The organism is Achromobacter sp. FW305-C-30-7 (genome assembly GCF_058783105.1).
On the sequence record NZ_JBYSYI010000002.1, the window covers coordinates 424,911 to 444,607 of the forward strand.

The following is a 19,697-nucleotide window of genomic DNA, read 5'->3' on the forward strand; positions in this document are numbered from 1 at the left end:
GCTTGCCAGCCCCCGCCGTCCGCGCCCATGATGGATGCAGGAAGCGCAGCCCAGCCGGCGTATCCGCCGGCTGGGCTTTTTCCTGCCCGCACTTTTCCCATGGCGCCGTTTCAGTCAGGGGGAAATCATGTACATAGTTTGTATACAAAACTAGGATTTCCAGCTATGGTGCTGATCATGAGGAAGTCGTCCGCCAACCCACGCCCGGCCGCCACGCGCCGGCGCACTCCGCCCGCCTGTTCATGACCGCCTACGATTCCACGCTCCCCTACCCCCGCGACCTGGCCGGCTACGGCCGCAATCCGCCGCATGCGCGCTGGCCGGGGCAGGCGCGCATCGCGGTCCAGTTCGTGCTGAATTACGAGGAAGGCGGCGAGAACAGCGTGCTGCATGGCGACGCCGGGTCCGAACAGTTCCTGTCGGAAATGTTCAACCCCGCCAGCTATCCGGAACGCCATCTCAGCATGGAAGGCATCTATGAGTACGGCTCGCGCGCGGGCGTGTGGCGCATCCTGCGGGAGTTCGAGAAGCGCGGCCTGCCGCTGACCGTGTTCGGCGTCGGCATGGCCTTGCAACGCCACCCGGAACTGACCGCCGCCTTCGTCGAACTGGGACACGAGATCGCCTGCCACGGCTGGCGCTGGATTCATTACCAGCACGTAGACGAAGCCACCGAGCGCGAGCATATGCGCCTGGCCATGGATGCCATCACGCAATTGACCGGCAGTCGCCCGCTGGGCTGGTACACCGGCCGCGACAGTCCGCGCACCCGGCGCCTGGTCGCCGACTACGGCGGCTTCGAGTACGACAGCGATTACTACGGAGATGACCTGCCCTTCTGGATGCGCGTGCGGAAGACGGACGGCAGCGTCGTGCCGCAGTTGATCGTGCCCTACACGCTGGACTGCAACGACATGCGCTTCGCGCTGCCGCAGGGCTATTCGCACGCCGATCCCTTCTTCCAGTACCTGAAGGACAGCTTCGACGCGCTCTACGCCGAAGGCGACGAGGCGCCCAAGATGATGAGCATCGGCATGCATTGCCGCCTGCTGGGCCGGCCCGGCCGCATCACCGCGCTGCAACGCTTCCTGGACCACATCGCCAGCCACGACCGCGTCTGGGTCTGCCGGCGGCTCGACATCGCGCGCCACTGGCAAGCGGCGCATCCCTATACCCCCAACGCCTGAACAGGACGGCCATGGCCCACACCCTAGCCCAACTCAATGCGGCGGCGCCCGCGGACGCCGCCGCCATGCTCGACGGCCTGTACGGGCACGCGCCCTGGATTGCCGAGCGCGCACTTGCCCACCGGCCGTTCCGCTCGCTGGCCGATCTGGGTCAGCGCCTGCGCCAGGCCATGAGCGCAGGCGATGCCGAGACCCGGACAGCGCTGCTGCGCGCCCATCCCGAGCTGGCGGCCACGCCAGGCGCGCCCCTGGGCGCGGATTCCGCACGCGAGCAGGAACTGGCTGGATTGGCCGGCTGCACGCCCGCCGAACTCGCGCGCCTGCAGGAGTTGAACGCCGCCTACAAAACCCGGTTCGGCTTTCCCTTCGTGCTGGCCGTGCGTGGTCCGCGCGGCGCCGGCCTGACGCGCCAGTTGGTGATCGACGAATTCGCCCGCCGCCTCGACAACCCGCCGGACCTCGAATTTGAAGAGGCTCAGCAGCAGCTGCACCGCATCGCCGAAATCCGCCTGCGCGAGCGCTACGACGCCGAACCTGCCATCGGCAACGACATCTGGGACTGGGGCGAGCAACTGGCTGTCCACAGCGACCCGGGCTACGCCGAAAAAGGCCAGCTCACCGTCACCTACCTGACCGCAGCCCATCGCGCCTGCGCCGCTCTGCTGTCGCAGTGGATGCGGGATTGCGGTTTCGACGAGGTCGGCGTCGATGCCGTGGGCAACGTGGTCGGCCGCTATCTGGCCGAGAACGCCGACGCCCCCACCCTCATGACCGGCAGCCATTACGACACCGTGCGCAACGCCGGCAAGTACGACGGCCGGCTGGGCATCTTCGTGCCGATGGCCTGCGTGCGCGAACTGCACCGCCAGGGCAAACGCCTGCCTTATCACCTGGAAGTCATAGGCTTCGCGGAAGAGGAAGGCCAGCGCTACCGCGCCACCTTCCTGGGTTCCGGCGCGCTGATCGGCGACTTCAAGCCCGAATGGCTGGACCAGCAGGACGCCGACGGCATCAGCATGCGCGACGCCATGGCGCAAGCCGGCCTGCGCAGCGAGGACATCCCCAAGCTGAAGCGCGATCCCGCGCGCTACTTGGGTTTCGTCGAGGTCCATATCGAACAAGGGCCGGTGCTCTACGAAATGGGACTGCCGCTGGCCGTGGTCACGTCGATCAACGGCTGCGTGCGCTATCAGGTCCGGATCAACGGCCTGGCCTGCCATGCCGGCACCACCCCCATGAACCGCCGCCGCGACGCGGCCACCGCCGCCGCCGAACTGGCCTTGTACGTGGAGCAGCGCGCCGCTCGCGACGGCGACTCGGTGGGCACCATAGGCATGCTGGAAGTGCCTGGCGGCTCGATCAACGTGGTGCCGGGCGAATGCCGCTTCAGCCTCGACCTGCGCGCGCCCAGCGACAAGCAGCGCGATGCGCTGGCGGACGACGTGCTGGCCGAGCTCGAGGCGATTTGCCAGCGCCGCGGCCTGCGCTATGCGCTGGAAGAAACCATGCGCGCCGCCGCCGCCCCCAGCGATCCCGCCTGGCAGCAGCGCTGGGAACGCGCCGTCGACGCCCTGGGACTGCCCGTCCACCGCATGCCCAGCGGCGCCGGCCACGACGCCATGAAGCTGCACGAGGTCATGCCCCAGGCCATGCTGTTCGTGCGCGGCCAGAATTCCGGCATCAGCCACAACCCGCGCGAGTCCACCTCCAGCGACGACATCCAGCTTGCCGTGCTGGCGTTCCTGCGCCTGCTCGACGACCTTGCCCACGACACCCAATAGCCGACCATGACCGACTACGCCCGACTCGACGCCTGGATTGACGCCCACTTTGACGAGGAAGTCCGCTTCCTGCAGGAGCTGGTGCGCGTGCCGACCGACACGCCCCCCGGCAATAACGCCCCGCACGCCGAACGCACGGCCGAACTGCTGCAAGGCTTCGGCCTGGAGGCCGAGGCCCACCCGGTGCCCGCCGGGGCCGTGCGGGACTACGGGCTGCAATCCATCACCAACCTCATCGTGCGCCGCGAGTATGGCGCCGGCGGCCTGCGCGTGGCGCTCAACGCCCACGGCGACGTGGTGCCGCCAGGCGAAGGCTGGGAACACGATCCCTACGGTGGCGACATCGACAACGGCAGCCTGTACGGCCGCGCCGCCGCCGTCAGCAAGAGCGACTTCGCCAGCTACACCTACGCCCTGCGCGCGCTGGAAGCCGTCGCCCGGCCCAGCCGCGGCGCGGTCGAACTGCACTTCACCTACGACGAGGAATTCGGCGGCCTGCTCGGCCCCGGCTGGCTGTTGTCGCAGGGGCTGACCAAGCCCGACCTGCTGATCGCCGCGGGCTTCAGCTACGAAGTCGTCACCGCGCACAACGGCTGCCTGCAAATGGAAGTGACGGTGCACGGCAAGATGGCGCATGCCGCCATTCCCAGCAGCGGCGTGGACGCGCTGCAAGGCGCGGTCGCGATCCTGAACGCGCTGTACGCGCAGAACGCGCGGTATCGCGAAATCAGGTCGGAGGTGCCTGGCATCAGCCACCCCTATCTGAATGTCGGCCGCATCGAAGGCGGCACCAATACCAACGTGGTCCCTGGCAAAGTCGTATTCAAGCTGGACCGCCGCATGATCCCCGAAGAGAATGCGGCCGAAGTCGAAGCCGACATCCGCCGCATCATCCAGGAAACCGCCGCCTCCATGCCCGGTATCAGCGTGGACATCAAGCGCCTGCTGCTGGCCAATGCCATGCGTCCGCTGCCGGGCAACCAGGCGTTGGTGCAGGCGATCCAGAAGCACGGGGAGGAATTGTTCGGCGAACCCATCGCCGCCATGGGCACACCGCTCTATACCGACGTGCGCCTGTACGCCGAAGCGGGCATCCCGGGGGTGATCTACGGCGCCGGACCGCGCACCGTGCTGGAATCGCACGCCAAGCGCAACGATGAACGCGTGGTGCTGGAAGACCTGCGGCGCGCCACCAAGGTCATCGCCCGCACGCTGGCCGACCTGCTGGACGCCGCCTGATACGCCCGCCCGGCAGGACCGGCCGGGCGTATCACGCCAGCTTCATCACCCGGCGCCAGAACAGGATCGCCACCAGCACGAAGACGGCCAGGCCCAGGAACGATGCCGTGTGCTCGAAGCCCGCGCCGGCAATCGCCAACGGCGCTTCCGTGCCGGCCGCGCCGATGATGCCGGCCATCAGCACGCCGACCAGGCTTTCGCCCACGATCAGGCCCGAGGCGATCAGCACGCCGCGACGGTTGGCCGCATCCGCAAACTGCTCGTAGGGCTTGCCGGCCGCAGCCGCGCGGCGGCGCAGGGCGCGCTCCAGCAGCCAGGCCAGGACCGCGCCGACCACGATGGGCGCGGCGACGGTGGGCGGCAGATAGATGCCGATACCCACGGCCAGCACCGGGATCCGGGCCACGCGGCAGGTGCGCTTCATGATCTCGTCGACCACGATCAGGCCCACGCCGACCGCCATGCCGATCAGGATCATGGTCCAGTTGAGCTGGTGCGTGAAGATGCCGCGCGCGATCGCCAGCATCAAGGTCGCCTGCGGCGCCGACAGGGCTTGCGCCGGGTCCATGCCTTCGCGCGGCATGGCGTCGGCAAAACCGTAGGCGTTGTAGAGCAGCTCCAGCACCGGCGAGATCACCGCCGCGCCGGCCACGCAACCGATCAGCAGGGCCACCTGCTGGCGCCAGGGCGTCGCGCCCACCAGCCAGCCGGTCTTCAGGTCCTGCAGGTTGTCGTTGGAAATGGAGGCCACCGCCACCACTGCCGAGGTGCTGAAGATAGCCAGGGCAATCGCCATCTGCACGCCGTTCTCCGCGCCCAGCAGCTCGCCGCCCAGCGCCAGCATCAGGAGCGACACCAGCACGATGGCGACGATGCCCACGCCCGAGATCGGGCTGGTCGAGGAACCCACCAGGCCGGCCATGTAGCCGCAGGCCGCGGCTACCAGGAAGCCGAACACAAAAGCGAACAGCACGGCGTAGGCCACCAGCTTCCAGATCGCCGCGGGCGACAGCGGCGCACCCGACAGGAACACCTGGAAGGTCACCACCAGGACCGCCACCAGCACCAGCGTCACCGCCGAGATCCAGCCGGCCGACAGGTCGCGCTCGGTGCGCGGCGCTTGTCCAGCGCGGGCCGCGCCCGCCTTGGTCAGGGCCGCGAACGAGGCCTTGACGCCGCGCGCCATCGGCATGAACAGCGTGGCCAGCGTCCAGATGGCGCCCACGCCGATCACGCCGGCGCCGATGAAGCGCACCTGCGAAGCCCACAGGCCGGTGGCGTACTTGGCCAGCGACACATCCGCGGGCATGTCGCCCATGGCGGTCAGGATGGGTACGGCGATGCCCCAGGAAATGACCAGCCCGGTCAACATGGCCAGGCCCGCAACAATGCCGATCAGGTAGCCGGCGCCCAGCAGCGCCAGCGAAAAGCCCATGGGCAGCCGGAACACCGCGCCGCCCAGCGCGAACCAGCCGCTGACGCTGTCGCCCAAGACCCGCAAGCCGCTGGCGGCGAAGCTGACTGCGGCAGCGACCACGCCGCCGGCGACGATGTCGCCCATGCCAGTGGCCGTCTTGGCCGGCGCCCGTCCGTTTTCCTCGGCCTCGTCCTGGGCGCGTTCGGCGCTGCCCACCCGCAGGATTTCAGCGGCCGCCACGCCTTCCGGATACGGCAGGTCGCTCTGCACCACCATCACGTGGCGCAGCGGAATGGTGAACATCACGCCGAGCATGCCGCCCGCCGCGCAGATGCCCAGCGTCTGCCAGAACGGGAAGCCCTGCCAGTGCCCCATCATGACCAGGGCCGGCAGGATGAAGATGATGGATGACAGCGTGCCGGCCGCCGAGGCCTGGGTCTGCACCATATTGTTTTCAAGGATGTTCGCGTCCTTGAACAGCCGCAGGACCGACATCGAGATCACGGCGGCCGGAATGGCGGATGAGAACGTCAGGCCCACCTTCAGTCCGAGGAAGACGTTGGAGGCCGTGAAGATGACGGTGATGATTGCGCCCAGGAGGATGCCGCGGAACGTAAGTTCGGGCAACGTGACCTCTGCCGGGACGCTGATGGGTTGGGTCATTGCAGTAATTCCTATCATGCCAGCCGCGAATTCTAGCGCCTTCGCGTCCACCCTGCGGCCACCCCCTCCGGGCGGCGGCCGGGCACATCCTCGGCAGAAGCTGCCGCAAGCCGCAAAACCTGCAACAGATTATGCTGAATTTCCGGAAATTTCCCCAAAATTTTGATTACCCATGCCAGGGGCTAGGGTCTAGCATGGACGTCATAACAGGAGACGACCAGACCATGCGCGACGCCAGTTCCGCCCGCCCCGGGCAAGATATCCAGCACGACGCCGACCCCGCCGAAACCGCCGAATGGCGCGACGCGCTGGAATCGCTGGTACAGGCAGAAGGTTCCGGGCGGGCAGGCTATGTGCTGGACAATCTGCTGGGCCATGCCGCGTCGCTGGGCCTGCGCGCCAACAGCCAGACCCGCACCGCCTACCTCAACACCATCCCCGCCGACCAGGAGCCGCCCTTCCCCGGCAACCTGGCCGTGGAGGAACGCATCGCCCGCATCAACCGCTGGAACGCGCTGGCCATGGTGGTGCGCGCCAACCAGGCGCACGGCGAGCTGGGCGGCCACATCGCCAGCTACGCCTCGGCCGCCGACCTGTTCGAGGTGGGCTTCAACCACTTCTTCCGCGCGCAAAGCCAGGACGGGCCGGGCGACCTGGTCTACATGCAGCCGCACTCGGCGCCCGGCGTGTACGCCCGCGCCTACCTGGAAGGCTTCCTCGGCGAAGAAGACCTGGCGCATTTCCGCCAGGAGATCACCGCGTCGGCCCGCGGCCTGCGCGGACTGTCGTCGTACCCGCACCCGTGGCTGATGCCGGACTTCTGGCAGTTCCCCACGGGCTCGATGGGCATCGGTCCCATCAACGCCATCTACCAGGCGCGCTTCATGCGCTACCTCGAACACCGCTCGCTGGTGCCAGGCGGCGACCGCAAGGTCTGGGGCATCTTCGGCGACGGCGAAATGGACGAACCCGAATCCATCGCCGCGCTGACCCTGGCCGCGCGCGAAAAACTCGACAACCTGGTGTTCGTCGTCAACTGCAACCTGCAGCGCCTGGACGGCCCGGTGCGCGGCAACGGCCGCATCATCGACGAACTGGAAACGCTGTACGCCGGCGCCGGCTGGAACGTCATCAAGCTGGTCTGGGGCAGCGACTGGGACGCCCTCCTGCGGCGCGACACCAATGGCGCCCTGGCGCGCGCTTTCGCCAATACCGTGGACGGACAATTCCAGACCTTTGCGGCCAACGACGGCGCCTTCAACCGCGCGCACTTCTTCAACCAGAATCCCGAACTGGCCGCCCTGGTGGCCGACTGGAGCGACGAGGCCATCGACCGGCTGCACCGCGGCGGCCATGACATGGTGAAGATCCATGCGGCCTACCACCGCGCCGCGAGCCATCGCGGCCAGCCCACGGTCATCCTGGCGCAGACCAAGAAGGGCTTCGGCATGGGATCCGCCGGCCAGGGCAAGATGACCACGCACCAGCAAAAGAAGCTGGACGACGAGGCGTTGCTGGCCTTCCGCGACCGCTTCGCGCTGCCGATCTCGGACGCCGACTGCCTGGCGCTGAAATTCTACCGCCCGGCCGAAGACAGCGCCGAACTGCGCCACCTGCAAGCGCGCCGCGCCGCGCTGGGCGGCCACATTCCCCGCCGCAACACCGAGGCTCCCCGGCTGGCGCCGCCGGACGCGGAACACTGGGCGCGCTTCGCGCTGGCCGCGGACGGCAAGGAAATGTCGTCCACCATGGCCATCGTGCGCATGCTGACCGCGCTGCTCAAGGACGCCGCCGTGGGGCCGCGCATCGTGCCTATCGTGGCCGACGAGGCGCGCACCTTCGGCATGGCCAACCTGTTCCGCCAGATCGGCATCTATTCGGCGCAAGGCCAGCTCTACGAACCCGAGGACATAGGCTCGGTGCTGTACTACCGCGAGGCGCGCGACGGCCAGATCCTGGAAGAAGGCATTACCGAGGCCGGCGCGATTTCCTCGTGGACGGCCGCCGGCACCAGCTACTCGGTCAACGGCCTGCCGATGCTGCCCTTCTATATCTATTACTCGATGTTCGGCTTCCAGCGCATTGGCGACCTGATCTGGGCCGCGGCCGACCAGCGCACGCGCGGCTTCCTCATCGGCGCCACCTCCGGCCGCACCACCCTGGGCGGCGAAGGCCTGCAGCACCAGGACGGCTCCAGCCACATCATTGCAGCCACCGTGCCCAACTGCCGCGCCTATGACCCGGCCTACGCCTTCGAGGTCGCCGTCATCGTCGAACACGGCATGCGCCGCATGCTCAACGAACAGCGCGACGAGTTCTACTACCTGACCGTCACCAACGAAAACCTGGCGCAGCCCGACATGCCGGCGGGCGAGGACGTGCGCGAGGGCATCCTGCGCGGCATGTACCGCCTGCGGCCCGCGCGCGCGCAGGCCCAGGTGCGCCTGCTGGGCGCGGGCCCGATGCTGCGCGAGGCGGAACTCGCGGCAGAACGCCTGCAGGCCGATTACGGCGTGGACGCGGAGGTCTGGAGCGTCACCAGCTACTCCGAGCTGGCGCGCGCCGGCCGCGAAGCCGAACGCGCCCGCGTGCTTGGTCTGGATGCCAGTGTCGACTGGGTCCGGACCTGCCTGGGCGCAAGCAACGCTCCGGTCGTCGCCGCCAGCGACTACGTGCGCGCCGTGCCGGAACAGATCCGCGCCTGGGTGCCCGCGCCCTACCGCACGCTGGGCACCGACGGCTTCGGCCGCAGCGACACCCGCGCCCAACTGCGCGACTTCTTCGAGGTCAGCGCGGACTGGATCGTGCTGCACGCCCTGGACAGCCTGGACCGCCAGCAAGATGCCCAGGCGCTGCGCGCGCGCTTGAATGCCGGCGCGCGCCAGACGCCGCCCTGGGAACTGTAGGATTGCCATCCGCGATGCAGCGAGGTTTTGCGCAAAATCGTCCATTCGCTGCACCGCAACAACCAAGCACCCGCGCTTTCTGTTGAAATACGGGTGTTCCCAAGCATTTCCAAAAAAATACGGCGGGCCGCGAGCCCGCCTTTTGCAATCCGATTTCCTTTCCATTTAGCGCCCTCAAGGCCTGTATCCCATGGACGAAACTCTCACCAAAATGGCGTTGGACTACCACGCCTACCCCACCCCCGGCAAAATCTCGGTCACCCCGACCAAGACCCTGGCCAACCAGGACGACCTGTCCCTGGCCTACTCCCCCGGCGTGGCGGCCGCCTGCATGGCCATCTTCGACCAAGGCGATGACGCCGCCTCGAAGTACACCTCGCGCGGCAACCTGGTGGGCGTGATCACCAACGGCACCGCCGTGCTGGGCCTGGGCAACATCGGCCCGCTGGCCGCCAAGCCCGTGATGGAAGGCAAGGGTTGCCTGTTCAAGAAGTTCGCCGGCATCGACGTCTTCGACATCGAACTGGCCGAGAACGATCCCGACAAGCTGGTCGACATCATCGCGGCGCTGGAGCCCACCCTGGGCGGCGTCAACCTCGAGGACATCAAGGCGCCCGAGTGCTTCTACATCGAGAAGAAGCTGCGCGAGCGCATGAAGATCCCCGTCTTCCATGACGACCAGCACGGCACCGCCATCATTTCGTCGGCCGCCATCCTGAACGGCCTGAAGGTCGTGGGCAAGGACATCGGCAAGGTCAAGCTGGCCTGCTCGGGCGCCGGCGCCGCCGCCATCGCCTGCCTGGACCTGCTGGTCCACCTGGGCGTCAAGCGCGAGAACATCTACGTGGTGGACTCGCGCGGCGTGATCTGGGACGGCCGCGACGAAAACATGGAGGCCAACAAGAAGCGCTACGCGCAGAAGACCGACGCGCGCACGCTGGCCGACGTGGTCAACGGCGCCGACGTGTTCCTGGGCTGCTCGACCGCCGGCGTGCTGACCGCCGACATGGTCAAGACCATGGCCGCCAGCCCGCTGATCCTGGCGCTGGCCAATCCGGAACCGGAAATCCGTCCCGAAGTGGCCAAGGCCGCCCGTCCGGACTGCATCATCGCCACCGGCCGTTCGGACTACCCGAACCAGGTCAACAACGTGCTGTGCTTCCCGTTCATCTTCCGCGGCGCCATGGATGCCGGCGCCTCGCGCATCACGGAAGAAATGAAGCTGGCTTGCGTCAAGGCCATCGCCGAACTGGCGCAAGCCGAACAGAACGACGAAGTGGCCCGCGCCTACGCCGGCCAGGAACTGTCGTTCGGCCCGGACTACATCATTCCCAAGCCCTTCGACCCGCGCCTGATCGTCCAAATCGCGCCGGCCGTGGCGCAAGCCGCCGCCGACTCCGGCGTGGCCGCCCGTCCCATCGAGGACATCGAAGCCTACCGCCAGAAACTGATGGGCTTCGTGTACCACTCGGGCCAGCTGATGCGTCCGCTGTTCGCCCAGGCCAAGAAGGCGCCCAAGCGCGTCATCTACGCTGACGGCGAAGACGAACGCGTGCTGCGCGCGGTGCAGACCGTGGCCGATGAGAAGCTGGCGTTCCCGATCCTGATCGGCCGCCCGGCCGTCATCGAGATGCGCATCAAGAAGTTCGGTCTGCGCCTGGTCGCCGGCCAGGACTTCGAGATCGTCGATCCGGAAGACGACAGCCGCTTCAACGAGACCTGGGCTGCGTACTACCAGCTGAAGGGCCGCGAAGGCGTGACGCCGGCCATCGCCAAGGCGATGATCCGCAAGCACAACACGCTGATCGGCGCGATGCTGCTGCGCCGCGGCGACGCCGACGCGCTGCTTTGCGGCGTGGCCAGCAAGTACGACAACCAGCTCAAGTACATCGATGAAATCATCGGCAAGAAGGAAGGCCAGACCTACGCCGCCCTGAACGTGCTGATGCTGCCCGACCAGACGCTGTTCGTCACCGACACCCACGTCAACGAGAACCCCACGGCCGAGGAAGTCGCCAGCATCACCATCCAGGCCGCGGACGAAATGCTGCGCTTTGGCGTGGTGCCGAAGATCGCCCTGCTGTCGCACTCCAACTTCGGCAGCCGCGTGACAGAATCCTCGCGCAAGATGGCCGCCGCGCGCCAGATGGTGCAGGACCGCGCTCCCGACCTGGAAGTCGACGGCGAGATGCACGCCGACGCCGCCCTGTCGGAAAAGATCCGCGTCCTGGCCTATCCGGACAGCACGCTCAAGGGCCGCGCCAACTTGCTCGTCATGCCCACGCTGGACACCGGCAACATCACGTACAACATGCTGAAGATGACCGGCAGCAATGGCGTCGCGATGGGTCCGATCCTGCTGGGCGCGGCTCGCCCCGTGCACATCCTGACCACCAGCGCCACCGTGCGCCGCATCGTCAACATGACGGCGCTGGCCGTGGTGGACGCGCAGCAGGAAGCCGCCGAGGCCGCCAAGAAGCGTCGTTGATGATCGACCGCCGCTAAGGCAAAGAGCGCCCCTCGGGGCGCTCTTTTTCATTGCCGAGGGTCACGCCATCAAGATAGCTGCCCTACCCGCGCTGATGGTAAAAACCAAGTTCGACCTTGTTTTCTGGAGTCAACATGCTGGCCGACGCTTTGTATGCCTGGTTTCACTACCTGGCCATTTTCCTGCTCGTGGTGGTCCTGACGGCCGAAGCCGTGCTGCTGCGGCCCGATCTCAGCGCCAGCGGCCTCAAGCGCCTGGTCATTTATGACCGCCTCTATGCGCTGAGCGCCGTGGTCGTGCTTGTCACCGGCGTGCTGCGCCTGACGCTGGGCGCCAAGGGCGCCGCGTTCTACATGAGCAATCCCTGGTTTCACGCCAAGATCACGCTCTTCGTCGTCATCGGCCTCTGTTCGATCGCGCCTACGATGACATTCCTGCGCTGGGCCAAGCAGTCCCGCCAACAGCCGGGCTTCTTGCCTGTTGCGGCCGACATCAAGCGCGCCCGCCGCTGGGTCATGATCGAATCGCACCTGTTCATCTTCCTGCCGCTGTTCGCCGTGCTGATGGCGCGCGGCATCGGCGCATAAGGCAGGCTCCCCGGCCTGCTGCGTGGTTCAGGGGCAGGCCGCGCGGCTGGGCTGCGGTTCCTCGTCGCCCACGATGATGGTGGCGAAGTGGAACACGCCCGCCTCATCGTTCTTGAGCACGTCCACGACCTCGCCGGCCAGCGTCTGCATGACCGACATGCCCTCGGGCACGTCGGCGTGACCGTCACGCCGGGCAACTTGGCCGTCCCAGGGGCTCAGCACCAGCACGCCCGGATACGGCTCGCGCGCATCGCCGCGGCCGCGCCGCGCCGACTTGACCTGGGTGCCTGCGGCATAGCTCACTCCGCCGAAACGCGTCGGGCAGGCCAGTTCCGCATCGCTGACCCGCAACAGGCGCCGCGCCTCGTCGAGGTACAGCCGGGGCTCGCTCAAAGGCAGCCCGAATATCTTGACCGCCACCGGGTTCTTGACCTCGATGCGCCAGCGATCCGGATCGCGCGATCCATCGGTGTAGACGGTGCCGCTCGAGCCGTAGACGATGGAGCCCGGCGCAAGGTCCACGGTCTCGACCCGGTTGCCCGGGCCCAGCACGCACTTGTCGAACGCCTTCGTGGCGCCGTCGCTCGCCACCTCGAATTCGATGTCCTGTGTGGCGTCGCACTGCCAACCCTGCACCGCCTGGCTACCCGCGCCGCGCAGGATCACATTGCGCGGGTAGCGGCGCAGCAAGGCGTAGGTTTCGTTGTCGTAATCGGTGTTGAGATAGCGCCGGGCGCTCGACGCCAGTACCCCGTACATGGCCACAGGCTGTGGAAACTCCGCTTCGAGATAGGTTTCCAGTTGCCCTTCGTCCTGCAGCTTCAGTCGCGTTCCCGCTGGCATGGCAATGCCGCCGACCGTGGTGGTTTCCTGCAGCGTGATATTGCGGGCGGCCTCCGCACGGGCGCCCTCCCGCTCAATCTGCCAGACCACCGTCTGGACCCAGGCATAGAAAGCGAACGGCACGACCAGCACGATCGACGCCAGTGCAGAAGTCTTCCAGTACTTGCGTACAGTGCGGCGCGCGCCCGCGCTCACCGCCAAGACCACGGCCCAGCCGAGCAGCAGCAGGCCCGCAAGAAAACCCAGGGAAACGAAGATGTAGAAGCCGGCGGAAGGCAATGCTATGGGAATCATGGCATGGATGATAAACGCCAAACCCAAACGCCAAGTGCAGACACCGAGCTGCCCGCCCGTCTTCGCACGGCAAACGGCAACAAAAAACCGCCCGAAGGCGGTTTCTTGGTCAAGCCAGGCAGCAGCGTATCAACGCTTGTCCATCGGCGGCACGTCGCGCGTGACCGAACCGGTGAACAGCTGGCGCGGACGGCCGATCTTGTAATCGGGATCCGACAGCATTTCGTTCCACTGGGCGATCCAGCCCACCGTGCGGGCCAGCGCGAAGATGGCCGTGAACAGCGAGGTCGGGATGCCGATGGCGCGCTGGACGATACCCGAGTAGAAGTCCACGTTCGGGTACAGCTTGCGCTGGACGAAGTACGGATCCGACAGGGCGATGCGTTCCAGTTCCATGGCCAGCTTGAACAGCGGGTCGTTTTCCAGGCCCAGGGCCGAGAGCACTTCCTTGCAGGTTTCCTGCATCAGCTTGGCGCGCGGGTCGTAGTTCTTGTAGACGCGGTGGCCAAAGCCCATCAGGCGCACGCCCGAGTTCTTGTCCTTGACCTTCTCCATGAACTCGCCGACCTTGGCGATGCCGCCGTTGGCTTGCAGTTCTTCCAGCATCTGCAGGCAAGCTTCGTTGGCGCCGCCGTGAGCCGGGCCCCACAGGCAAGCCACGCCGGCCGAGATGGCGGCGAACGGGTTGGTGCCCGACGAGCCGCACAGGCGCACGGTCGAGGTCGAAGCGTTCTGCTCGTGGTCGGCGTGCAGGATGAAGATGCGGTCCAGCGCGCGCTCGACGACTTCGTTGACCTTGTAGTCTTCGCACGGCGTGGCGAACATCATGCGCAGGAAGTTGCCCGTGTAGGACAGGTCGTTCTGCGGGTAGATGAAGGGCTGGCCTTGCGAGTACTTATAGGCCATCGCGACCAGCGTCGGCATCTTGGCGATCAGGCGGATGGCCGAGATGTGGCGATGCTGCGGGTTCGTGATGTCGGTGGAGTCGTGGTAGAACGCGGACAGCGCGCCGACCAGGCCGGTCAGGACGGCCATCGGGTGCGCGTCGCGGCGGAAGCCGCGCAGGAAGAAGTGCAGCTGCTCGTTCACCATCGTGTGATGGGTCACTTGCGAATCGAAGTCGGCCTTCTGGTCCTTGTTGGGCAGTTCGCCGTTCAGGATCAGGTAGCAGATGTCCATGAAGTCGCAATTGACGGCCAATTGCTCGATGGGGTAGCCGCGGTACAGCAGTTCGCCCTTGTCGCCGTCGATGTACGTGATGCCCGATTCGCAGGCGGCGGTGGACATGAAGCCGGGGTCAAACGTGAACATGCCCGTCTGGCCGTACAGCTTGCGGATGTCGATCACATCCGGACCAACCGTACCCTTGTAAACAGGGAACTCAATGGGGGCGCTGCCATCCGAGAAGGATAGAGTGGCTTTTTTGTCAGACAGGTTCATGTTCATTCCTCTCAATTAATCAGAGCGCGCGCATCTGGCCAATGATGCTCCGAAGCCTGGGCGTGTCCAGCGCGCCCTCAAGCTCTTTGCGGGCCAGCAGCAGATCGAGAAGGTCGTTGTCTCCCATCTCGAAGAGCTGCGTCAATGCCGCCACGTCATCATCGGTAAGCTCAGCCTCGTGGGCATCCAGATACCGGGTGATGATCAAGTCGTTTTCGAGCAAACCGCGGCGCGCCCGCCAACGCAAACGCGCCCGCTCCAATTCAGTTAGCTTGCTCATCTTTCCATACACCTAAAAAAAGCCCCGGCGCCGCACCCGCTACGCGGGTTTGCTGTCCCCGAGGGGACGTTTTTGCCTTGGGACAGCCCGGCGGCAATAACGCCGCCGGAGGCAAAAATACGCTTGTTCAAAACTAGACCGTGCGGCGAACCATCAGTTCCTTGATCTTGCCGATCGCCTTGGTCGGGTTCAGTCCCTTGGGACAGACGTCGACGCAATTCATGATGGTGTGGCAACGGAACAGGCGGTACGGATCTTCCAGGTTGTCCAGACGGCTGCCCGTGGCTTCGTCGCGGCTGTCGGCGATGAAGCGGTAGGCTTGCAGCAGGCCGGCCGGGCCGACGAACTTGTCCGGGTTCCACCAGAACGACGGGCAGGAAGTGGAACAGCACGCGCACAGAATGCACTCGTACAGGCCATCCAGCTCTTCGCGCGCCTCGGGCGACTGCAGACGCTCTTTTTCGGGCGGCGGCGTGTCGTTGATGAGGTACGGGCGGATCGAGTGGTACTGGTTGAAGAAGTGCGTCATGTCCACGATCAAGTCGCGGATGACGGGCAGGCCCGGCAGCGGACGCAGAACGATGGGTTCCTTCAGTTCGCGCAGGTTGGTGGTGCACGCCAGACCGTTCTTGCCGTTGATGTTCATGGCGTCCGAGCCGCACACGCCTTCACGGCACGAGCGGCGCAGGGCCAGGCTGTCATCGACGTCGTTCTTGATGCGCACCAGCGCATCGAGCAGCATCTTGTCGGTCGGCTGGAGTTCGACTTCCAGCTTCTGCATGTACGGGCGCTCGTCCTTGTCCGGATCGTAGCGGTAGATTTCGAACTTGACGATTCTCTTGTTGCTCATAGTGGGCTCAATCCGGACTTAGAAGGTACGCGCCTTGGGCGGGAAGGACTCGACCGTCAGCGGCTTCATCTGCACGGGCTTGTAATCCAGGCGGCTGCCTTCGGAGTACCACAGCGTGTGCTTCAGCCAGTTTTCGTCGTCGCGCGTCGGGTGGTCGTCCAGCGCGTGCGCGCCGCGGCTTTCGGTGCGGGCGGCGGCCGACTTGATGGTGGCGCGGGCCACTTCCGTCATGTTCGCCATTTCCAGCGCCTCGACGCGCGCGGTGTTGAACACCTTGGACTTGTCCTTGAAGTAGATATTGTCGGCTTGCTTGGCCAGATCTTCGATCTGGGTCACGCCTTCGTTCAGCAGTTCCAGCGTGCGGAACACGCCGCAGTGGCGCTGCATCGAGAAGCGGATGGCATTGCCGATGTCCTGGGTCTTTTCGCCCGAGGTGCGCGATTCCAGCTTGTTGACGCGGTCCAGCGAGAATTCGACGGCTTGCTGCGGCACGGGCTGGTGCGCGTGCTGGCGTTCCGGATGCGAATTGACGATGTGGTTGCCGGTGGCGCGGCCGAACACGATCAGGTCCAGCAGCGAGTTGGTGCCCAGGCGGTTGGCGCCGTGCACCGACACCGCGGCGCATTCGCCGATGGCGTACAGGCCGTTGACGACCTTGTTTTCGCCATTTTCGCGCGACAACACCTGACCGTGGTAGTTGGCCGGAATGCCGCCCATCTGGTAGTGGATGGTCGGAACGACGGGGATCGGTTCCTTGATCGGGTCCACGTTGCCGAACTTGATGGCAATTTCGCGGATCGAGGGCAGGCGCTTGTTGATGACGTCGGCGCCCAGGTGATCCAGCTTGAGGACCACGTAGCTGCCGTCCGGACCGCAGCCGCGGCCTTCCTTGATTTCCTGGTCCATCGAGCGCGACACGAAGTCACGCGGAGCCAGGTCCTTCAGCGTGGGCGCATAGCGCTCCATGAAGCGTTCGCCATCCTTGTTCAGCAGGATGCCGCCTTCGCCGCGCACGCCTTCCGTGATCAGCACGCCGGCGCCGGCCACGCCGGTCGGGTGGAATTGCCAGAATTCCATGTCCTGCAGCGGGATGCCCGCACGGGCGGCCATGCCCAGGCCGTCACCGGTGTTGATGAAGGCGTTGGTGGAAGCGGCCCAGATGCGGCCGGCGCCGCCGGTGGCCAGCACCGTGGTCTTGGCTTCCAGGATGTAGATTTCGCCCGTTTCCATTTCGAGGGCGGTCACGCCCACGACGTCGCCCGCTTCGTTGCGCAGCAGGTCCAGCGCCATCCATTCGACGAAGAACTGGGTGCGCGCGGCGACGTTGCGCTGGTAGAGGGTGTGCAGCAGCGCGTGGCCGGTGCGGTCGGCAGCGGCACAGGCGCGCTGGACCGGCTTTTCACCGAAGTTGGCGGTGTGGCCACCGAACGGACGCTGGTAGATGGTGCCGTCGGGGTTGCGGTCGAACGGCATGCCGAAGTGCTCGAGCTCGTACACGGCGTTCGGCGCTTCGCGGCACATGAATTCGATGGCGTCCTGGTCGCCCAGCCAGTCCGAACCCTTGACGGTGTCGTACATGTGCCAGTACCAGTTGTCTTCGCTCATGTTGCCCAGCGAGGCGCTCACGCCGCCTTGCGCGGCAACGGTGTGCGAACGCGTGGGGAACACCTTGGACAGCACTGCAACGGACAGGCCCGCTTGGGACAGTTGCAGCGAACAACGCATGCCGGCTCCGCCGGCGCCAACGACCACCACATCAAACTGGCGGCGCGGCAGGGATTTCATGACAGAGACCACGGCTTAAATGCTCCAGAGGATTTGCGCGAAGTAAACGACCGAACCGACCAGCCAGAGGATCGTCAGCACTTGCAGCAGCAGGCGCACGCCCACCGACTTGACGTAGTCCATCCAGATGTCGCGCACACCAATCCAGGCATGCCAGGCCAGCGCAATGAATGCAAGGGTGGCCAGGATCTGGCCAACCGGAAGAACGCCCACGTAGAAATTGAACAGTGCGGTCCAGTGTTCGTACGTGAAGGCCGGCATCATCAGGATGCCGATGAGCAGCACCAGCGTGTACACGGCCATGATGACGGCGGTGATGCGCTGGATGATGAAATCCATGACGCCGTAGTGGGCGCCCACGACCAGACGCTTGGGTCCGTAGTTTTTGACGTCGGCCATTACAGCACTCCGAACAGTTTGAGAGCGAACACCAAGGTCAGCGCCAGGCTCACCCCGAAAACCACGCCGGCGCTCTTCTTGGCCGACAGTTTGTCGATGCCGATGTGCAGATCCAGCAGCAGGTAGCGGATGCCGGCACAGAAGTGGTGCAGGTAGCCCCAGATCAGGACCAGGAAGACAAGCTTGACTATCGGGTTGCCAGCGTACGCGGCCACGGCTGCGAACGTCTGCGGCGCGGCCACGCTGGCCGCGAACAGCGGCAGGATGACCAAGGGAAGACAGAGGAACAGCAGCGCGCCGCTGACGCGGTGCAGAATGGACAGCTTGCCGGCCAGGGGCAGGCGGTAGCTGGCGAGTTGCGCAATACCAATATTGCGAAACTGCGGACGTGGCTTGGCAGCGGTGTCGGACATGACGGCCTCGGTGTTTCGGAACTAGGGAATCGTTACGGCGGAAATGCCGTCGCCCTTGCGGGCAAACACGGTATTTTCGCCCAGAGATAGGGTCGGTATCAAATCGTAGGTAAAAAGATCATCAATTCAGACTATTGCGGTAGTGGTATCGATCGGTCAAGTACAACCCCCGGCGAATTTCCATGGGGCGGTCACCATACGTATAAGACACCCTATCCACCTGCAACAACGGCGTCCCGGCGGGAACATTAAGCAGCGGACAGACCTCGGCCGGCGCAATCACCGCGCGCAGCTTTTCGTCCGCGCGCACCATGCTCACGCCGAACTCGGATTCGAACAGACCATAGAGCGGCGCCTTGTTGGCGCTCAGCAGTTCCAGGGTCAGTCCACGGAAAATGGAACCAGGCAGCCAGATGTCGTCCACCACGGTGGGCGCCTGCCCCAGGGACAGCAGGCGGCGGATCATGATGACGGTTTCGCCGGCCCGCAGGTCCAGGGCGCGCGCGATCTCGGCGGGCGCCCGCAGGCGCCGGCATTCCAGGATGCGGCTTTCCGCCCGGCCGGCCTCGCCTTCGTCGGCGGCCAGGCGCAGGAAGCGGTAGCGCACGCGCGCTTCGTGGTGGGTGGCGACAAAAGTGCCCTTGCCCTGGCGCCGCAGCAGCATGTGCTCGGCGGCCAGCTCGTCGACCGCCTTGCGCACCGTGCCCTGGCTCACCTGGAAACGGGCGGCCAGATCGATTTCGCTGGGGATGAGCTCGCCGGGCTTCCATTCGCCGCGTTCCAGGCTCTGGACAAGCAGATCCTTGATTTGCCGGTAGAGCGGACTGAAAGCGGCCCCCTCGCCCGCCGTGCGGGCGGCGCGAATGCGTAAGGAGGTTTCGGGCCGGGGCTCTGCCATGGATCTTTTCGATTGAGTCATGTTTATCCGGGAAATGGGAGGGCGGCGCAAGGCAGCGAACCCATCCGCAATGCGCTGCTGCCGCCAGTGTTCTGGCTTGATACAGGCGCGCAACCGAAACCGGGCTGCGGCGCATTCGAATAAACGCTCTATTGTGGCATATCGGCCGCAACACTGTCCAACGTCTTATGTCTTATATAAGATAGAAGAGCAATTGACGGACACGT

At 65.7% G+C, this 19,697-nt stretch carries 15 protein-coding genes; 6 read left to right on the forward strand and 9 right to left on the reverse strand.

From position 1 onward, the window contains the following. Positions 1 to 242: 242 nt before the first annotated feature. From puuE to AC3WOB_RS08950, 3 genes are read left to right on the forward strand one after another with little or no spacing between them, the layout of a single operon-like run. Positions 243 to 1,187: an allantoinase PuuE gene (puuE, locus tag AC3WOB_RS08940; RefSeq protein WP_013392320.1), complete on the forward strand. Its 945-nt coding sequence runs from the start codon at positions 243 to 245 to the stop codon at positions 1,185 to 1,187. Between the two features lie 11 nt (positions 1,188 to 1,198). Beyond that, entirely contained in the window at positions 1,199 to 2,968 is a 1,770-nt protein-coding gene (gene uraD / locus AC3WOB_RS08945) for a 2-oxo-4-hydroxy-4-carboxy-5-ureidoimidazoline decarboxylase (protein ID WP_013392319.1), read from the forward strand. Positions 2,969 to 2,974: 6 nt separating this feature from the next. Further along, entirely contained in the window at positions 2,975 to 4,207 is a 1,233-nt protein-coding gene (locus AC3WOB_RS08950) for a M20 family metallopeptidase (RefSeq protein WP_013392318.1), read from the forward strand. Positions 4,208 to 4,238: 31 nt separating this feature from the next. On the opposite strand, the gene AC3WOB_RS08955 is transcribed toward AC3WOB_RS08950, so the two are convergent. Further along, the gene (locus tag AC3WOB_RS08955) at positions 4,239 to 6,287 is read right to left on the reverse strand and encodes an OPT family oligopeptide transporter (protein ID WP_013392317.1); all 2,049 of its coding nucleotides are present in this window, start codon (positions 6,285 to 6,287) and stop codon (positions 4,239 to 4,241) included. Between the two features lie 224 nt (positions 6,288 to 6,511). On the opposite strand from AC3WOB_RS08955, the gene mdeB reads away from it, so the two are divergent. From mdeB to AC3WOB_RS08970, 3 genes are all read left to right on the forward strand, one after another. Next, positions 6,512 to 9,193, forward strand: coding sequence for an alpha-ketoglutarate dehydrogenase (gene mdeB / locus AC3WOB_RS08960; RefSeq protein ID WP_492274959.1), 2,682 nt, complete (start codon positions 6,512 to 6,514; stop codon positions 9,191 to 9,193). A 190-nt stretch (positions 9,194 to 9,383) separates the two neighbouring features. Beyond that, positions 9,384 to 11,681 carry an NADP-dependent malic enzyme gene (locus tag AC3WOB_RS08965; RefSeq protein WP_013392315.1) on the forward strand — a complete coding sequence of 766 codons (2,298 nt, stop codon included), beginning with the start codon at positions 9,384 to 9,386 and terminating at the stop codon, positions 11,679 to 11,681. Positions 11,682 to 11,815: 134 nt separating this feature from the next. After that, complete coding sequence (locus AC3WOB_RS08970) at positions 11,816 to 12,268, forward strand: DUF2214 family protein (protein WP_492274781.1); 453 nt, start codon at positions 11,816 to 11,818, stop codon at positions 12,266 to 12,268. Between the two features lie 27 nt (positions 12,269 to 12,295). On the opposite strand, the gene AC3WOB_RS08975 is transcribed toward AC3WOB_RS08970, so the two are convergent. The 8 genes from AC3WOB_RS08975 to AC3WOB_RS09010 all read right to left on the reverse strand — a co-directional run bounded on the left by AC3WOB_RS08975 (position 12,296) and on the right by AC3WOB_RS09010 (position 19,470). Then, complete coding sequence (locus AC3WOB_RS08975) at positions 12,296 to 13,405, reverse strand: hypothetical protein (protein ID WP_492274782.1); 1,110 nt, start codon at positions 13,403 to 13,405, stop codon at positions 12,296 to 12,298. 129 nt (positions 13,406 to 13,534) lie between these two features. After that, the gene (locus tag AC3WOB_RS08980) at positions 13,535 to 14,845 is read right to left on the reverse strand and encodes a citrate synthase (protein ID WP_013392312.1); all 1,311 of its coding nucleotides are present in this window, start codon (positions 14,843 to 14,845) and stop codon (positions 13,535 to 13,537) included. A 19-nt stretch (positions 14,846 to 14,864) separates the two neighbouring features. After that, complete coding sequence (locus AC3WOB_RS08985; RefSeq protein ID WP_013392311.1) at positions 14,865 to 15,125, reverse strand: succinate dehydrogenase assembly factor 2; 261 nt, start codon at positions 15,123 to 15,125, stop codon at positions 14,865 to 14,867. A 133-nt stretch (positions 15,126 to 15,258) separates the two neighbouring features. Further along, positions 15,259 to 15,975: a succinate dehydrogenase iron-sulfur subunit gene (locus AC3WOB_RS08990; RefSeq protein WP_013392310.1), complete on the reverse strand. Its 717-nt coding sequence runs from the start codon at positions 15,973 to 15,975 to the stop codon at positions 15,259 to 15,261. An 18-nt stretch (positions 15,976 to 15,993) separates the two neighbouring features. Next, the gene (gene sdhA / locus AC3WOB_RS08995; protein ID WP_492274783.1) at positions 15,994 to 17,760 is read right to left on the reverse strand and encodes a succinate dehydrogenase flavoprotein subunit; all 1,767 of its coding nucleotides are present in this window, start codon (positions 17,758 to 17,760) and stop codon (positions 15,994 to 15,996) included. A gap of 15 nt (positions 17,761 to 17,775) precedes the next feature. Further along, positions 17,776 to 18,159: a succinate dehydrogenase, hydrophobic membrane anchor protein gene (sdhD, locus tag AC3WOB_RS09000; RefSeq protein ID WP_013392308.1), complete on the reverse strand. Its 384-nt coding sequence runs from the start codon at positions 18,157 to 18,159 to the stop codon at positions 17,776 to 17,778. Next, entirely contained in the window at positions 18,159 to 18,572 is a 414-nt protein-coding gene (gene sdhC / locus AC3WOB_RS09005) for a succinate dehydrogenase, cytochrome b556 subunit (protein WP_013392307.1), read from the reverse strand. The genes sdhD and sdhC overlap by 1 nt, the downstream gene beginning before the upstream one ends. Positions 18,573 to 18,693: 121 nt before the next feature. Next, a complete protein-coding gene (locus AC3WOB_RS09010) occupies positions 18,694 to 19,470 on the reverse strand; it encodes a GntR family transcriptional regulator (RefSeq protein WP_013392306.1) in 777 nt (258 codons plus the stop codon). Between the last annotated feature and the right edge of the window lie 227 nt (positions 19,471 to 19,697).

Excerpts from the sequence above, each read along its gene's own strand:
- AC3WOB_RS08955 (WP_013392317.1), bottom strand. The coding sequence starts at position 6,287 with ATGACCCAACCCATCAGCGTCCCGGCAGAGGTCACGTTGCCCGAACTT.
- sdhC (WP_013392307.1), bottom strand. The coding sequence starts at position 18,572 with ATGTCCGACACCGCTGCCAAGCCACGTCCGCAGTTTCGCAATATTGGT.
- AC3WOB_RS08990 (WP_013392310.1), bottom strand. The coding sequence starts at position 15,975 with ATGAGCAACAAGAGAATCGTCAAGTTCGAAATCTACCGCTACGATCCG.
- uraD (WP_013392319.1), top strand. The coding sequence starts at position 1,199 with ATGGCCCACACCCTAGCCCAACTCAATGCGGCGGCGCCCGCGGACGCC.
- AC3WOB_RS08950 (WP_013392318.1), top strand. The coding sequence starts at position 2,975 with ATGACCGACTACGCCCGACTCGACGCCTGGATTGACGCCCACTTTGAC.
- AC3WOB_RS08965 (WP_013392315.1), top strand. The coding sequence starts at position 9,384 with ATGGACGAAACTCTCACCAAAATGGCGTTGGACTACCACGCCTACCCC.
- AC3WOB_RS09010 (WP_013392306.1), bottom strand. The coding sequence starts at position 19,470 with ATGGCAGAGCCCCGGCCCGAAACCTCCTTACGCATTCGCGCCGCCCGC.
- AC3WOB_RS08985 (WP_013392311.1), bottom strand. The coding sequence starts at position 15,125 with ATGAGCAAGCTAACTGAATTGGAGCGGGCGCGTTTGCGTTGGCGGGCG.
- mdeB (WP_492274959.1), top strand. The coding sequence starts at position 6,512 with ATGCGCGACGCCAGTTCCGCCCGCCCCGGGCAAGATATCCAGCACGAC.
- AC3WOB_RS08980 (WP_013392312.1), bottom strand. The coding sequence starts at position 14,845 with ATGAACCTGTCTGACAAAAAAGCCACTCTATCCTTCTCGGATGGCAGC.
- AC3WOB_RS08970 (WP_492274781.1), top strand. The coding sequence starts at position 11,816 with ATGCTGGCCGACGCTTTGTATGCCTGGTTTCACTACCTGGCCATTTTC.
- puuE (WP_013392320.1), top strand. The coding sequence starts at position 243 with ATGACCGCCTACGATTCCACGCTCCCCTACCCCCGCGACCTGGCCGGC.
- AC3WOB_RS08975 (WP_492274782.1), bottom strand. The coding sequence starts at position 13,405 with ATGATTCCCATAGCATTGCCTTCCGCCGGCTTCTACATCTTCGTTTCC.
- sdhD (WP_013392308.1), bottom strand. The coding sequence starts at position 18,159 with ATGGCCGACGTCAAAAACTACGGACCCAAGCGTCTGGTCGTGGGCGCC.
- sdhA (WP_492274783.1), bottom strand. The coding sequence starts at position 17,760 with ATGAAATCCCTGCCGCGCCGCCAGTTTGATGTGGTGGTCGTTGGCGCC.